The sequence below is a fragment of the Buttiauxella cochleicola genome (genome assembly GCF_021282435.1).
GTDB classification, from domain to species: domain Bacteria; phylum Pseudomonadota; class Gammaproteobacteria; order Enterobacterales; family Enterobacteriaceae; genus Buttiauxella; species Buttiauxella massiliensis.
Map to the genome: position 1 here is coordinate 116,305 of NZ_JAJSOT010000010.1, position 15,605 is coordinate 131,909.

14 protein-coding genes, 1 tRNA gene and 1 pseudogene are annotated in these 15,605 nt (G+C 50.2%); 4 read left to right on the top strand and 12 right to left on the bottom strand.

Annotation, left to right across the window (positions count from 1 at the left end):
* The first annotated feature begins 94 nt into the window (after positions 1-94).
* From LVQ77_RS19810 to LVQ77_RS19820, 3 genes are all read left to right on the top strand, one after another.
* Positions 95-1,555, top strand: a complete 1,461-nt coding sequence (locus LVQ77_RS19810) for an AMP nucleosidase (RefSeq protein ID WP_232905312.1) — start codon at positions 95-97, stop codon at positions 1,553-1,555.
* Between the two features lie 12 nt (positions 1,556-1,567).
* Positions 1,568-3,346, top strand: coding sequence for an aminopeptidase P family protein (locus LVQ77_RS19815; RefSeq protein WP_232905313.1), 1,779 nt, complete (start codon positions 1,568-1,570; stop codon positions 3,344-3,346).
* 132 nt (positions 3,347-3,478) lie between these two features.
* Positions 3,479-3,554: transfer RNA gene (locus LVQ77_RS19820), tRNA-Asn, on the top strand.
* 58 nt (positions 3,555-3,612) lie between these two features.
* Here LVQ77_RS19820 and ldtA read toward each other — a convergent pair.
* From ldtA to uvrY, 4 genes are all read right to left on the bottom strand, one after another.
* Positions 3,613-4,548, bottom strand: coding sequence for a L,D-transpeptidase (gene ldtA / locus LVQ77_RS19825; protein WP_232905314.1), 936 nt, complete (start codon positions 4,546-4,548; stop codon positions 3,613-3,615).
* Positions 4,549-4,699: 151 nt separating this feature from the next.
* A complete protein-coding gene (gene pgsA, locus LVQ77_RS19830) occupies positions 4,700-5,257 on the bottom strand; it encodes a CDP-diacylglycerol--glycerol-3-phosphate 3-phosphatidyltransferase (RefSeq protein ID WP_232864741.1) in 558 nt (185 codons plus the stop codon).
* Between the two features lie 57 nt (positions 5,258-5,314).
* Positions 5,315-7,147, bottom strand: coding sequence for an excinuclease ABC subunit UvrC (uvrC, locus tag LVQ77_RS19835; protein ID WP_232864740.1), 1,833 nt, complete (start codon positions 7,145-7,147; stop codon positions 5,315-5,317).
* Positions 7,140-7,799, bottom strand: a complete 660-nt coding sequence (gene uvrY, locus LVQ77_RS19840; protein WP_064512040.1) for a UvrY/SirA/GacA family response regulator transcription factor — start codon at positions 7,797-7,799, stop codon at positions 7,140-7,142. The genes uvrC and uvrY overlap by 8 nt, the downstream gene beginning before the upstream one ends.
* Before the next feature lie 421 nt (positions 7,800-8,220).
* Between uvrY and LVQ77_RS19845 the strand changes: the two genes are divergently transcribed.
* A complete protein-coding gene (locus tag LVQ77_RS19845; protein ID WP_034458173.1) occupies positions 8,221-8,445 on the top strand; it encodes a DUF2594 family protein in 225 nt (74 codons plus the stop codon).
* Between the two features lie 72 nt (positions 8,446-8,517).
* Here the strand turns inward: LVQ77_RS19845 and sdiA are convergent, their stop codons facing one another.
* The 8 genes and pseudogenes from sdiA to LVQ77_RS19885 form a co-directional block, all read right to left on the bottom strand.
* Positions 8,518-9,240: a quorum-sensing transcriptional regulator SdiA gene (sdiA, locus tag LVQ77_RS19850; protein WP_064512041.1), complete on the bottom strand. Its 723-nt coding sequence runs from the start codon at positions 9,238-9,240 to the stop codon at positions 8,518-8,520.
* A gap of 206 nt (positions 9,241-9,446) precedes the next feature.
* Entirely contained in the window at positions 9,447-10,199 is a 753-nt protein-coding gene (gene tcyN / locus LVQ77_RS19855) for an L-cystine ABC transporter ATP-binding protein TcyN (RefSeq protein ID WP_232864739.1), read from the bottom strand.
* Entirely contained in the window at positions 10,196-10,864 is a 669-nt protein-coding gene (gene tcyL, locus LVQ77_RS19860) for a cystine ABC transporter permease (protein WP_064512043.1), read from the bottom strand. Before tcyL ends, tcyN begins: the two co-directional genes overlap by 4 nt.
* Before the next feature lie 15 nt (positions 10,865-10,879).
* Positions 10,880-11,866 (bottom strand): D-cysteine desulfhydrase, encoded by a 987-nt coding sequence (gene dcyD / locus LVQ77_RS19865; protein WP_232905315.1) that lies wholly within the window; start codon positions 11,864-11,866, stop codon positions 10,880-10,882.
* Positions 11,867-11,989: 123 nt separating this feature from the next.
* Positions 11,990-12,790, bottom strand: a complete 801-nt coding sequence (tcyJ, locus tag LVQ77_RS19870) for a cystine ABC transporter substrate-binding protein (protein ID WP_064512045.1) — start codon at positions 12,788-12,790, stop codon at positions 11,990-11,992.
* 211 nt (positions 12,791-13,001) lie between these two features.
* A pseudogene (gene fliZ, locus LVQ77_RS19875) lies at positions 13,002-13,550 on the bottom strand (flagella biosynthesis regulatory protein FliZ); the annotation flags it as partial.
* Between the two features lie 149 nt (positions 13,551-13,699).
* The gene (locus LVQ77_RS19880) at positions 13,700-14,419 is read right to left on the bottom strand and encodes an RNA polymerase sigma factor FliA (RefSeq protein WP_064512046.1); all 720 of its coding nucleotides are present in this window, start codon (positions 14,417-14,419) and stop codon (positions 13,700-13,702) included.
* A 164-nt stretch (positions 14,420-14,583) separates the two neighbouring features.
* Positions 14,584-15,552, bottom strand: coding sequence for a flagellin N-terminal helical domain-containing protein (locus tag LVQ77_RS19885; protein WP_232905316.1), 969 nt, complete (start codon positions 15,550-15,552; stop codon positions 14,584-14,586).
* Positions 15,553-15,605 lie beyond the last annotated feature (53 nt).

Sequence of the window (15,605 nt, forward strand, 5' to 3'; positions counted from 1 at the left end):
CAACCCTTACCAACCCCTTTCGCTCCCTCCTCCCGATGACATACTATCGAAGCTGCAAACAGCCCTGTAAAAATCAGCAGGATGAGGAGAAAAGATGACGCATCAGACAGCCGCCACAGCCCTTACCCCGAACCAGGCCCTCGATAAACTAGAGGAGCTGTACGATGCCTCGGTCAACGCACTGCGCGACGCCATTGGCCAGTATGTTGAGAACGGCGCACTACCCGAAATTGAAAAACGTGCCGCTGGTTTATTTGTCTACCCGGAGTTACGCGTCAGTTGGGATGGCACCGTACATCACCCAAATAAAACCCGTGCCTATGCTCGCTTTACCCATTCAGGCAGTTATACAACCACCGTCACCCGTCCTGCTTTATTTCGCCATTATCTCGCCGAACAACTCACTCTGCTTTATGACGACTATGGCGCACACATAGAAGTGGGGTTATCGCAGCATGAAATCCCGTATCCGTATGTGATTGATGGTTCCAGTTTGTCGCTGGACCGCTCAATGAGCGCCGGTTTGCCGCGCTATTTTCCCACCACCGAACTGTCGCAAATTGGCGATGAGACAGCGGATGGGTTGTTCCACCCTACAGAGTTCTACCCACTTTCACATTTTGATGCCCGACGCGTCGATTTTTCGCTCGCGCGTTTACGCCACTACACCGGCACCCCGGTAGAACACTTCCAGTCTTTCGTGTTGTTTACCAACTACACCCGCTATGTGGACGAGTTTGTGCGCTGGGGTTGCCAGCAAATTCTTGACCCTGAAAGCCCGTATGTCGCACTTTCCTGCGCCGGTGGCGTGTGGTTGACGGCCGACAGCCAGGCCCCGGAAGAAGCCATTTCCGATCTCGCCTGGAAAAAACACCAAATGCCCGCGTGGCACTTGATCGATGCCAACGGTACCGGCATCACGCTGGTGAATATCGGTGTTGGCCCGTCAAATGCGAAAACTATTTGTGACCACCTGGCGGTGTTGCGCCCGGCGGCGTGGCTGATGATAGGCCACTGCGGCGGCCTGCGTGAAAGCCAGTCGATTGGCGATTATGTTCTGGCCCATGCGTATCTACGTGATGATCACGTTCTGGATGCGGTGCTACCGCCAGATATCCCAATCCCAAGCATTGCTGAGGTGCAGCGGGCGTTGTACGACGCAACCAAGCTGGTGAGCGGTATGCCGGGCGAAGAAGTTAAGCAACGTTTACGTACCGGGACTGTCGTCACCACCGACGATCGTAACTGGGAGCTGCGCTATTCCGCATCGGCCTTGCGTTTTAACCTCAGCCGCGCCGTCGCTATTGATATGGAAAGCGCCACCATTGCCGCACAGGGTTATCGCTTCCGCGTACCGTATGGCACGTTGTTATGTGTTTCCGATAAACCTCTGCACGGTGAAATTAAACTCCCCGGCCAGGCCAACCGCTTTTATGAAGGGGCAATTTCGGAGCACTTGCAGATTGGTATCTGCGCGATTGATCTCTTGCGCGCTGAAGGCGAACGCCTGCACTCACGCAAATTACGTACTTTTAATGAACCTCCTTTCCGTTAAGAGAAAATAATAATGCAACACACATCACCCCTCGCTGCCTTGCGCAGCCTGCTTAAAGAGCGCGAACTGGATGGCATGCTGGTTCCACGCACCGACGCCTGGCAAAGTGAATATTGCGCGCCTTATGACGACAAACTGGAGTTTATCAGCGGCTTTGACGGCTCTGCGGGCCTGGCTCTGATTCTGGCTGACCGCGCGTTGCTGTTCGTTGATGGCCGCTATCAGGTTCAGGCGCGCCAGCAGGTGAATCTGGACGAGTTTGAAATCCACCATTTGCACGATGAGCCGATTCATCTCTGGCTTCACGAAAATTTGTCAGCCGGTAAACGCATAGCGTTTGAACCGCTGCTGATGGTCAACAGCCAGTATGAAAACCTGCGTACCAGCGGCTGCGACCTGGTTGCGGTTAATGATGACCCGGTCAATCAAATCTGGGCGACACGTCCGGCGATACCTCGTGGGCTGATACGCCAGATGCCTGATGTGATTAGCGGTGAATCTTCTAAGTCTAAATGTGCCCGAGTCGCGCAAGCGTTGACGTGCCAGGGTGTCGATTACCTTGCGCTCACTTTGCCAGACAACATTGCCTGGTTGCTTAACGTGCGCGGTTCAGACATCCCAACAAGCCCAGTGCCGCTTTCGTTTGCGCTGGTTAAAAATGACGGTGCCGTTGAGTGGTTTGTTGACGAGGCAAAGCTGCAACAACTCGACAATTCAGTGCTGGAGTCAATCGCCGTCCTCAGCCCGGATGCCTTCCTCGCACGTTGCCAGCAGCTTGCGGCCGGGAAGCGCTTCTTGCTTGATGGCGACAACACGCCTGTCGCCGTGCGCTTTGCTGTGGAACAAGGCGGCGGTGACATCGAATGGCAGCCAGATCCAATCACACTAATGAAAGCCAATAAGAACGATATCGAACTGGACGGCTATCGTTCAAGCCACATTCAGGATGGTGCAGCCTGGGTGAATTTCCTTGCATGGCTCAGCCATGAAGTACCGCTGCGTGAAGCCGCTGGCAATCCGATTACTGAACTTGAAGCCCAGGAAAAACAGCTCGCTTTCCGTCAGGAATGTGACAACTTCATTGAGCAAAGTTTTGGCACCATTTCCGCCGCAGCGGGCAATGCCGCCATGTGCCATTACCACAGCGCACCGGAAACCAACTTTGCCATCGGCAGTAATGAATTTTATCTCAATGACTCCGGTGGCCAGTATTTCAACGGCACCACCGATGCCACCCGCACGCTGAACTTTGGGCAACTCGATGCTCAACGCCGCCTGCACTACACCGCGGTTCTGAAAGGCTTCCTGTCGCTGATTTCGCTGCAATTTCCGCAAGGCGCACAGGGCCACCAACTGGATGCATTTGCTCGCCGTCCACTGTGGGAACTGGGTCTGGATTATGACCACGGAACTGGTCACGGTGTCGGCCACAACATGCTGATTCATGAAAACCCACACCGTATGGCGAAAAAAGTGAACCCGTGGCCAATGCTGCCGGGCAACGTGCTGACTATCGAACCGGGTTATTACCTCGCTGGCAGCCATGGCATTCGTATTGAAAACCAGGTGGAAGTTGTCGCCTCTGTTCCTGGTTTCTGTAAATTCGCCTCGCTGACGCTGATCCCGATTGATTTAAGCGCGGTGGAGTTACCATTGTTAAGTGAGCAAGAGATTGCCTGGCTTGATGATTACCACCAGTTGGTGCGGGAAACATTGTCGCCGCTCGTTTCCAGTACTGCGCGGCCATGGCTGATAGAGGCAACAGCGCCAGTCAGAACGCAGCGCATGTAAATCCCTCAAAGAGCCGTGTTTTTGCGGCTCCTTTCTTCTTTTTGATGATTAAAACAGCAATCAAACACATTTCACCTAATCAGCCTTTGACAACCCAGTAGCCGCTAGTTACTATGCGCCCCGTTAACCGATTCCTCTGTAGTTCAGTCGGTAGAACGGCGGACTGTTAATCCGTATGTCACTGGTTCGAGTCCAGTCAGAGGAGCCATATTAGAGAAGCCCGCTTAGGAAACTAAGCGGGCTTTTTGCTTTTTAGAATTTGCGTTTTATAGCTGACCTGCTTTTCCAGATTCAATACTAATTGGCACCGGCATCCCGGAACGACGGGTCAACGCTGCGCTCGCCATGCCTGCATCTACGCCAGAACCTTGCGTCATATCGCGCAGAGTTGGTGTCATGGGTAGCGGCACTTTCTTGTCAGATTCAAACTCCGCACGGTTACGGGACAGAGGCTCATGCACTTCCAGCCAATGCCTTCCGTCCGGTTCGACAGTTGCTTTCACCGGCTGATCAATCAGCTGCACACGCGCCCCCACCGGCACATTATCAAACAGATACTTAATGTCATCTTTGCGAAGGCGGATGCACCCCTGGCTAACGCGCAGGCCGATACCAAAGTTGGCATTCGTGCCGTGAATAGCGTAAAGCTTGCCGATGTAAATCGCATACAGCCCCATCGGGTTATCCTCACCCGGTGGCACGTACGCTGGCAGAGTTTTCCCTTCTTTCGCGTATTCGCGTCGGGTATTCGGTGTTGGTGTCCAGCCTGGAGCTTCCTGCTTACGCTCAACCCTCGTCACCCAGTTACGCGGGGTTTCTCGCCCGGCCTGTCCGATACCAATGGGCAAAATTTCTACCGTATTGCCCCCTTCTGGGTAGTAGTAAAGCCGCATTTCGGCGACGTTAATCACGACGCCCTGGCGTACGGTATCTGGCAAAATCACTTGTTGCGGAATCGTCAACTGGGTACCGGCTTTTGGCAAAAATGGATCGACCCCTGGATTGGCTTCCAGCATATTGCTTAGCCCCTGCCCATATAACGCGGCGAAGTACTCTAGCGGCTGGGTATTCCCTTCAGGTACGCTAACGGTTAGCGGCGAGCCGACCAAGCGGCTACCCTCAGGTGGAAGCATATAGGTAACGGCCTGGGCGCTACTGGTAACGGCGGCAAGCACAAGGGCAAGCGAGGATAAGCGAATCATAATTTCCCTATTATCGTACATGGTATCGATAGGTTAAATATAACCTTCTATTGAGATTCAGTGAGGATTTCGGTATTTGGAACTGGGGGGAGTTTGGTGCTTTTAAGAGATGAGCCCGACAGGAGCTCATCTCTTGTGTCTGATACGGTTATTAAGTGCCTGAGCTGTCGAGCAGATCTTTGCTTGCCGCTTTTAAGTACTGGAACATTGACCAGAAAGTTAGTACCGCAGCGATAAAGAATAAACCGATCCCCGCATACTCAATCCACATATTTGGACGCCAGAGCATACCGATCAACGCCAGCATTTGTGCCATGGTTTTGGACTTACCAATCCAGGAGACAGCAACGCTGCTGCGCTTGCCAATTTCAGCCATCCATTCGCGTAACGCAGAGATAATAATTTCACGGGCAATCATAGTGGCCGCAGGTAGCGTCACCCACCATGAGTGGTAGTGTTCCACCACTAGCACCAGCGCAACGACGACCATGACTTTATCCGCTACCGGATCAAGGAATGCTCCAAAACGCGTGCTTTGGTTCCAGCGCCGCGCCAGATAGCCATCAAACCAGTCTGTTATTGCAGCGAACCAGAAGATAAACGCGCATAGGAAAGGTGCCCAACTGAACGGCAGATAAAAAGCCAGCACAAAGAATGGGATAAGGACGATACGAAACAGAGTAAGCAATGTCGGAATATTAAATTGCATAGTGCTGGTTAACTGTCTGTCGTAAGTGGAAATTGTCTCTATGTTGCTACAGAGCCCTTAATGTTTCAACGAGTAGAAGATCTTTTCTGCCAACGCTTGCGAGATGCCTGGCACTTTTGCAATTTCTTCTACGGATGCATTCTTTAATGGTTGCAATCCCCCCATATATTTCAACAACATCTGGCGACGTTTTGGCCCAACCCCTTCGATTGTCTCCAACGCACTGGTATTTTTCACTTTTGCGCGTTTTTTACGATGCCCGGAAATGGCATGGTCGTGCGATTCATCACGGATATGTTGGATAACATGCAAGGCAGGAGAATCTGGCGGCAGTGAGAACCCTTCCCCTTCTGGTTCGAAGAACAACGTCTCAAGTCCAGCTTTGCGGTCCACGCCTTTTGCCACGCCGAGCAACAGCGGATGATTTTTATCCCACTCCACATCAAGTTCTGCAAAGACGGTTTTTGCCTGGCCGAGTTGCCCCTTACCACCGTCAATCAGGATAACGTCCGGAATTTTACTTTCATCGATAGTTTTACCGTAACGACGACGCAATACCTGGTTCATCGCGGCATAGTCATCGCCAGGTGTAATCCCTTCAATGTTATAGCGTCGATATTCGGCACGTACTGGCCCGTTCGCATCAAAAACGACACAAGAAGCGATAGTCTGCTCACCCATGGTGTGGCTGATGTCGAAGCACTCCATCCTTTTAATCGCTGGCAGCTCCAGCACATTGGCGAGCGCCGCCAGGCGTTGATGGATAGTCGACTGCTGCGCCAGACGTGTCACCAGCGCAGTAGCCGCATTAGTTCGGGCAAGTTTAAGGTAACGCGCGCGATCGCCTCGTGGTTTGGTCTGCACGTTGATGCGCCGCCCCGCCAGTTCCGTCAGGGAATCTGAAAGCAGGTTTTTATCCGGCAAATTGAAGTCGAGCAGAATTTCAGAAGGCAAGGTGCGCATCTGGCTGCCCTGCAAATAGAACTGGCCAACAAAAGTTTCAACCACTTCTGACAGTTCCGTGCCATTGGGTACTTTCGGGAAGTAACTGCGGCTGCCCAATACTTTACCCTGGCGGATAAACAGCACGTGTACACATGCCATACCCGAATCAAACGACACGCCGATCACATCCAGATCGTCGCCGGTATTAGAGACAAACTGTTTTTCAGTCACACGGCGGACTGCCTGAATCTGGTCACGAATTCGCGCAGCGGCTTCAAATTCCAGGTTTTTGCTCGCCTCTTCCATTCTGGCGATCAATTGGTTCAAAACCTGATCGTCTTTTCCTGACAGAAACAAGCGCACATATTCCACCTGCCGGGCGTAATCCTCTTCACTGACCAAACCCGCAACACACGGCCCAAGACAGCGCCCAATCTGGTATTGCAAACATGGACGAGAGCGATTGCGATAGACATTGTTTTCGCACTGACGAATCGGGAAGATTTTTTGTAATAACGCCAGCGTTTCGCGTACTGCGTAGCCGTTTGGGAATGGCCCGAAATATTCACCCTTCGCATGTTTCGCCCCACGATGCATAGCAAGTCGCGGGTGAGTATCACCGCTCAGGAAAATGAAAGGATAGGATTTGTCATCACGCAGCAATACGTTATAACGAGGCTGATAAAGCTTGATGTAGTTATGTTCAAGCAGCAGCGCTTCTGTCTCGGTATGGGTTACCGTCACGTCGATATGCTGGATGAGCGCAACCAGAGCCTCCGTTTTACGGCTGGCAAGATTGCTCCTGAAGTAGCTCGACAGGCGTTTTTTCAGATCTTTGGCTTTACCAACGTAAATAACCGTCTCACTGGCGTCATACATACGATAGACGCCAGGTTGGCTGGTTACTGTCTTGAGAAAAGCTCGCGGGTCAAAGATTTCACTCACTACTGATTAACGTCTCCGCACTAAATAAACCATGACGAATGGCCAGGTGTGTCAGCTCAACATCGCCACTGATATTCAGTTTACTAAACATGCGGTAACGGTAACTATTGACCGTTTTTGGGCTCAGACTAAGCTGCTCAGAGATCTCATTGACCTTCTGGCCTTTGGTGATCATCAGCATAATCTGTAATTCACGCTCAGACAAACTGGCAAACGGTGTGTCCGTTTTTTCCGGTTCAATCTGGCTTAACGCCATCTGTTGGGCGATGTCTGATGCAATGTAACGCTGACCCGCGTTTACTGAGCGAATCGCATTAACAACATCCTGCGGTGCTGCACCTTTACTTAAATAACCCGCAGCACCTGCTTGCATGACTTTCGCCGGCAGCGGATTTTCAGTGTGAATAGTCAGCATAATCACTTTGATATCAGTTGAATATCGCGCGATTTTGCGTGTTGCTTCAAGGCCGCCAATGCCCGGCATGTTCATGTCCATCAGGACAACATCAACCTGATGGCTACGGCACCACTTAACGGCATCCTCACCGCAATTTGCTTCACCTGATATCTTGATCCCTTTGATATCTTCAAGAATGCGTCGTATCCCTGCGCGCACCAGTTCGTGGTCATCAACAAGAAGTACGTTGATCAAAGGGGACTCTCCAGAAAAGGAATTACGCTACTAAAAATTATCACGCTATATTAACGGGTTTTCCGGTAACTTTAAAATGCAAAAACAGATTTTCAGAGTTTCCACTGTTTTTGGAAATTTAATTGTACAGTGGAAACTGTACAAGCAATTTGATTAATTTATGTCTTTAAATAATAAAAATGCTTTTCACATTAAAAAAAACGATAATCCATTAATATTAGACGTATTAAATAATGCTTATAAACCGCAACATTTAACCACAAACAAACATAATCAAAACAATTTAACAGCATTGTACAGATAACAACCCGCACGATTAGCGTTAGCACTAATAAAATGGTTTACGATTGTGCTATACTCCGCCGCCTTACGAAACCGTTACACAATTCAACGGTGTACCAACCGAGACCGAGGAACACAAATGAGCACTCCTGATTTTTCCACCGCAGACAACAGTAGTGAACTGGCTATTGAAGTTACCTGCCTGAAAGCTATGCTGACTCAGATGCTGAAAGCCATGGGCCAAGCCGATGCAGGCAAGGTTATCATTAAAATGGAAAAGCAAATTGCTCAGATGGATGACTCGGCGCACGCAGAAGTCTTTGGTAATACTGTTAAGCAAATTAAACAGGCTTACCGTCAGTAATCGTTAAAGGCGGCTGGATGAGGAATGTTTCTCCAGCCGTTTCATTGAAGAGTCATCGAATTAACTCCCCTTTCAAATTATTCCAATCGCTGCCGCATAACAGGCAATTTGTGTTTTATTTGGCGCGTTAAATTTCTTCTGCATATTTTTCTGATGAAAATTGACGGTATTTTCTGATATCGACAAAATAATAGCTATTTCAGCCGATGTTTTTCCTTCGCCCGTCCACTGCAATATTTCCCGCTCGCGCTTGCTGAGTTTTAATGTCAGCGCATCCATAGACGGATCGTTGAGACGCGTTAATGTCATCAGGCTCAATTCACCCAAATACTGCAGGCGTAACTGAAGCTCATCGCCAGGTAATACTTTCCCTTTGCCCTGAGTACGTGAAACTGAGTAAAAACCAATTGCCCGGTTAGGTGCCATTACACACTGGCTAATGCCGCGGCGCAGGCCGTGATCCCTTGCCGCATCCCAGAACTGTGGGGTATCACTAAAAAGTTCGTCATCCCAGGGAAGATGACCACGCATGAAATTTTCCGGGCGCAGCACCGGATCAATCGCGAAGTAGTTTTCTGCATGGTAGTGGTCGAGCCAGCTCTGCGGATAGGACGATCTTAAAGAGGTTTTAGGACGAGTAAATGGCACCGGGTGACGTATACATAGCGAGTAATAGTCAAACTCCAACAGCTCAGTTTGCTGATGCAGAATTTTTGTTATTTCATCAGCCTGAGTGACAGACTGGAAGATATTAAGCGCATCCAGCCGCCAGCTAAAAAAGTTACGATCATCCATTATATCTGGCGAATCTCCTGACATTGAATTCATTTTCGAATGTAATGCTTAACGCTATCACATTTACCAAAATTATTTATATGATTTAACTGCAACAACAGCTGAATATTGAAAATCATTACTCAATAGTTATTTTTTATTTATAACGCTTATTAATTACAGGGTTAATTGACTATAAATAATGGCCCCGATTGGGGCCATTCAAGCTACTGCGTAAGGAACTTTTCAAGAAATTGCTGGGTACGAGCCTGCTTAGGGTTAGCAAACAACTCACGAGCCGGCCCCTGCTCCACAATGCGTCCCTGGTCCATGAAAATAGCTCGGTCAGCAACATCACGAGCAAAGCTCATTTCATGGGTCACTATCACCATGGTTCGCTTCTCTTCAGCCAACTGGCGGATTGTGCTCAACACTTCCCCAACCAGCTCCGGATCGAGTGCTGAAGTTGGCTCATCAAACAGAATCACTTCCGGGCGCATCGCCAGCGCGCGGGCAATCGCTACGCGCTGTTGCTGGCCACCTGAAAGGCGGCGCGGGTAACTGGTTTCTTTGCCGCTTAAGCCAACTTTCGCCAGCAGCTCACGGGCGCGTGCTATTGCCTCTTCCTTCGGCTCACCTTTAACAATCACCGGCCCTTCAATGATATTTTCAATCACCGTGCGGTGCGGGAAAAGGTTGAAACTCTGGAATACAAAACCAACATGCTGGCGCAGTTCGCGCACTTTATTCTTTTGCTTATTCAGCGAAAGCGCTGCATCAATGGAGATATCGCCAACCCTGATGGTTCCCGACTCCGGCTGTTCCAGCAAGTTAATGCAACGTAATAACGTAGTTTTACCTGAGCCGCTTGGCCCAATAATGGCGACCACTTCACCCGCTTTTACTTCCAGATCGATGCCATGCAGCACGGTCTGCCCGTGGAATTTCTTGACCAGTTGTTTTACATCGATGGCACTCATTTTGGATCCCTGTCCTGGCGATTGAGTTGATTTTCAAAGTAGTTCTGCAACGAAGAGAGCACCGTTGCCATCACCCAGTAAATCAAGGAAGCCGCGAGATACATGGTAAACACCTCAAGCGTGCGCGAAGTAATAAGCTGAGCCTGGCGAAACAACTCAGGAACCTGAATTGTGGCTGCAAGCGAGGTGTCTTTTACCAGACTGATAAAGCTATTACTCAGTGGTGGTAATGCCACACGAGCAGCCTGCGGTAAAATCGCCCGGCGCAAAGTTTGCCACGGCGTCATACCGATACTTGCCGCCGCTTCCCACTGCCCTTTCTCAATTGATGAAATGGCAGCGCGCAGAGTTTCTGATGCATATGCCGCCATATTCAACGACAAACCAATCATTGCGGCCGGAATAGGATCAAGCTCAATACCAAACTGCGGCAGGCCGTAATAGATCATAAACAGCTGCGCGATTAACGGCGTACCACGAAAAATCGACACATAGAAACGTGAGAGCAGTGAAAACGGCCAGAATCGAGACAAGCGCATCAGCGCCAGTAAAAAACCGAGAATCAGCCCAAAGAACATACCGCCGATGCTGAGTTGCAGCGTGAACACCGCACCTTTGAGCAGGAATGGCGCTGAGTCCAGCACCAGTTGAATACTTTCTTGCATAGTAACCCTGTTTTTCTAAATATGCGGATGGTAAGCAAACAACGCGGGCGCCCCACCGGTATGAATAAAGATAATCGGGCCTTCGTCTTTAAAACGCTTCTGTGCCACACCATCAATTAAACCCGCCATGGCTTTGCCGGTGTAAACCGGATCGAGCAGTATCCCTTCCAGACGGGCGAGAATTTTAATCGCCTCAAGCCCTTCTTCGTTCGGCGTGCCGTAGCCCGGAGCGAAGTAGTCATCCCAAAGTTTAATCGGATTGTTTGCGCTGACACTAAGCGACTGCGCCACTGCCTGCTGCAATGCTTCCACTTTCGGTAATTGCTGAGCAATAGTGCGCGATACGGTAACACCGATTAAATCGACATCCGGCATCACTTGCTCAAGCCCGACGGCAAGCCCCGCGTGCGTTCCCGCGCTTCCGGATGCAACAACAACAGATGATACGCTCACCGCACCTTCGCACTGCTGGGCGATTTCCAGCGCGCTTTCCACATAACCCAACGCACCCAGTGCATTCGACCCACCCACCGGAATCACGTACGGGCGAAAACCCTGTGCTTCAAGACGAACGGCTATTTCTTCGAGTTGTTGGTCTGGTGAATGGAGCGCATCACACATTTCGATTTCGACATCAAACAGGTCGAGCATCAAACGGTTGCCATTGGTGAGGTAATTTTCTGCCTGCGTACCGATCGGGTTTTCCAGCAGAGCGACACATTTCAGGCCGAGTTTTGCGGCAACCGCTGCGGTTTGGCGAACGTGATTCGACTGAATTGCCCCTGCGGTAACCAGCGTGTCAGCCCCTTCACGTAATGCGTCCGCAGCCAGAAACTCAAGTTTACGCAGCTTATTCCCGCCCATCGCCATAGGGGTTGTGTCGTCACGCTTGATGTAGATTTCGCGGCCGAGATAGTCAGAAAAACGCGGCAAATATTCGAGTGGCGTCGGGGCGCCAATAAATTCCAGACGCGGGAAACGCGTCAGATTGTGCAGTGACATGAGCAACTCCATACACTTATTAAAAATTCACATCTCTTCATTATGCACGAGCCTGGCCGAATGCCCGCAAATGCAAATAAAAAAAGGTGCTGAAATCAGCACCTTTTTTCAGGCTTTCGTAAACTACTTAGTCACGTCAGCGCCAAACCACTTCTCGGAAAGCTTCGCTAAAGAACCATCTTTCTGCATTTCAGCGATACCTTTGTTGATAGCTTCAACCAGGTCTTCGTTGCCTTTACGAACGGCAACACCCGCCTCCTGACGAGAGAATGGTGCGCCAGCTACTGCCAGGGTATCTTTGGTTTTCTTCACCAGATCCAGTGCCGCCAGGCGGTCAACCAGAATGGCATCGATACGACCTACGCGCAGATCCTGATATTTGGTTGGGTCATCATCATAAGTGCGGATATCAACGCCCTGCACATTGGCACGCAACCACTCTTCGTAGTTTGTCCCAAGGCCAACACCCACTTTCTTACCTTTCAGCGACTCAGGCCCGGTAATGCTGCCTTCATTGCCTTTTTTCACCAGCGCTTGAATACCGGAAACGGTGTATGGCGTTGAGAAATCATATTTTTGCTTACGCACATCGGAAATTGTGACCTGATTAATCACCACGTCGATGCGTTTGGAGTCCAGTGACGCCAGCATGCCGTCCCATTTAGTCGGCTTAAGCGCGGCTTTCACGCCCAGGTGCTGTGCCAGTTGTTCCGCAAATTCCACTTCAAAACCGGTCAGTTTGCCATCATCACCCTGGAAGCTAAACGGAGGGTAAGTCCCTTCCAGCCCAACCAGCAACGTGCCGCGTTCTTTAACTTTATTGAGTAAGTTTTCCGCCGCAAACGTCTGCACACTCGCGCCAGCTACCATTGCCACAGCCAGCACGCCCATCAGCGCCTGACGCCCCACCATTGCTAATTTCATAGATACCCCGAATGTCGATAATTTGATGTAGTGTAACGACTTAATATAATCAATCAAAACCACTACGCTACAAGTTATGCCATTTTAATATATACCCTTATCTTTCAAGTTGCAGGTGCGTTGGCTGCTCTCTTTCACCCGAATCACTTACTACAGTAAGCTCATCGGGATTCACTCGCTTGCCGCCTTCCTGCAACATGAAATCTTTTGGGTAATGATCAGAAGTTGATTTTTTTTCCTGGAAATGGGCATGGGTATTTTGGTTCAGGGTCTGGAACTGCCCGTACTTGCGCAGTGCAATACGGTAATTGTTGGTGCTGGTTGGCGGTAACCATTCTTCCAGTGAATCGTCGAAGAAGGCCTTAGTTGAAGTGGGAGAAGGGATATTTTGTATGGCAAAATGATTCCCCAGACGACGCAGGCGCACCACATATTCGCGGATAGTGCCGTGGCTCATCTCGGTTTGCTCGAACAGGTATTCTTTAAAGCCAATGATATCGAAATAGTGTTGCTGCTCTTTGCAGTACAAATCACCGCAAAAACGGCACAGTGCCGCCCAGGACTGGCGTTCAGCCTGCCAGCCATTTTCATCTATTAAGGTATCAAGTTGGGCGATGGCGGTTTTGCTGACAATTTCACCCCCACGCGTAAGCGTGATTCTGTCGAGCAATTTTGCGCACTGCGCACAATGAGTTTGTGTGTGTTTAAAGTCTTTCAAATAACGGCTTAATGGCCGTTTTTTTAATTGCTGCACCGTCATTATGTAATCCCGATTATCTCGCCAAATACCCAAATAATTCGAGTCGCAGCACGGCGGCAAGAGAACAAGTCCCGATGAACTTACATCAGTAAGTGATTCGGGCGCATGAACGCTGCCAACAAAGATGCGACTTGAAATATGACGGGCATTTACAACTTACCGAGCTTAGTGCGTAAACGTTTAATCGCCTGGCTGTGCAACTGACTGACGCGCGACTCCCCCACTTCCAGCACCGCGCCAATCTCTTTCAGATTCAGCTCTTCCTGGTAGTAAAGGGTCAACACCATCTTTTCGCGATCGGGTAACGCATCAATTGCGCCCATCACACGTTCACGCAAATTTCCTTCCAACAGTTGTTGAAGCGGGTTTGCCTGCTGATGTTCTTCAGTAATCAGTTCGATACTATCGCCATGCTCTTCACGCCACTCGTCATAAGAGAAGAGTTGGCTGTTATTGGTGTCGAGCAACATCTGACGGTATTCGTTGAGCGGGATATCCAACCGGTCTGCCACTTCTGTTTCGGTAGCATTACGGCCCAGCTCTTGCTCCAGTTGACCAATTGCCTGCGCAACGCCGCGGGCATTACGCCTGACGCTGCGGGGCACCCAGTCACGGCTGCGCAACTCATCAAGCATCGCCCCACGGATGCGCTGCACCGCGTAGGTAGTAAATGCCGTTCCTTGCAGGGCATCATAACGGTCCACTGCGTTTAACAACCCGATGCCGCCCGCCTGTAGCAGGTCGTCAAGCTCCACACTCGCGGGCAGGCGTACCTGCAGGCGCAATGCTTCGTGACGCACCAGCGGTACATAACGCTGCCACAGCGAGTGTTTATCCATCACACCTTCAGCGGTATACAGTGAATTCACGATAAACAGCCCTGCGTTAGTTGAGTTATCGGCATGATTATCCGTTTCTGGAGGGTTTTTAATCGCAAGAATAGTGGGTGAAATGAGGGGTTATTTGGGGGTTATGGGTAACAATGGATATGAAAAAACCCCGCAAGCGCGAGGTTTGGTCAGGAATGTGCGAATTAACGCAGCAGAGAAAGCATAGTCTGCGGAACCTGGTTAGCCTGAGCCAACACAGAAGAACCAGCCTGTTGCAGGATCTGCGCACGGGACATGTTGGACACTTCCGTCGCGTAATCAGAATCCTGAATACGAGAACGAGCAGCCGTCAGATTGTTCACTGTATTGTTCAGGTTATTTATAGTGGATTCAAAACGGTTCTGGGAGGCGCCCAAGGAGCTACGCTGAGAGTCAACCGCTTTAATCGCATCATCAATACCTTTCAGTGGAGTGGTGCCAGCAGCTGCACCAGCAGTTGCGCCACCAGTTACAGCACCGTGTAGAACATCAAAACCCACGGCCTCAGTCTTACGCCCAACACCGTTAACAACATCCGCTCCGGTGTCCGGAGCTCCACCCGTACCCGGAGTAGATACCATCTTTTTAGTGTTCAGGGAGCCATCAGTATTACCTGTAGCTGCAAGGTTATAGCTATCGCTAGTGCCTACAGTAATACCAATTGTTTCAGCATCTTTCGCTCCTACCTGGAAGCTATATATTTTTTCCGCAGCGGCGGTATTCAATACTTTGATACCGTTGAAATCAGTCTGTGTCGTTACACGATTGACTTCTTTCATACGCTCATTCACTTCGGACTGGATAGAGTCGATATCGGAAGCAGAGTTGGAGCTGTTCTGCGCCTGCACGGTCAGGTCACGGATACGCTGTAAATTATTGTTGATTTCGCTGAGTGCACCTTCTGCCGTTTGCGCCAGGGAAATACCGTCATTGGCGTTACGCGCAGCAACGTTCAGGCCGTTGATGTTAGATGTAAAACGGTTCGCAATCGCCTGTCCCGCCGCATCATCTTTGGCACTGTTAATACGCAGACCGGAAGACAGACGCTCGATCGCCGTGCCCAGGGAGGACTGAGATTTGCTCAGATTGTTCTGCGTCATCAGCGACAGGCTGTTAGTGTTAATCACTGCCATGATAATTATCCTTTTAGATTAAACGTAAGTTCCGGTATGCGGCCAGCGGCTTC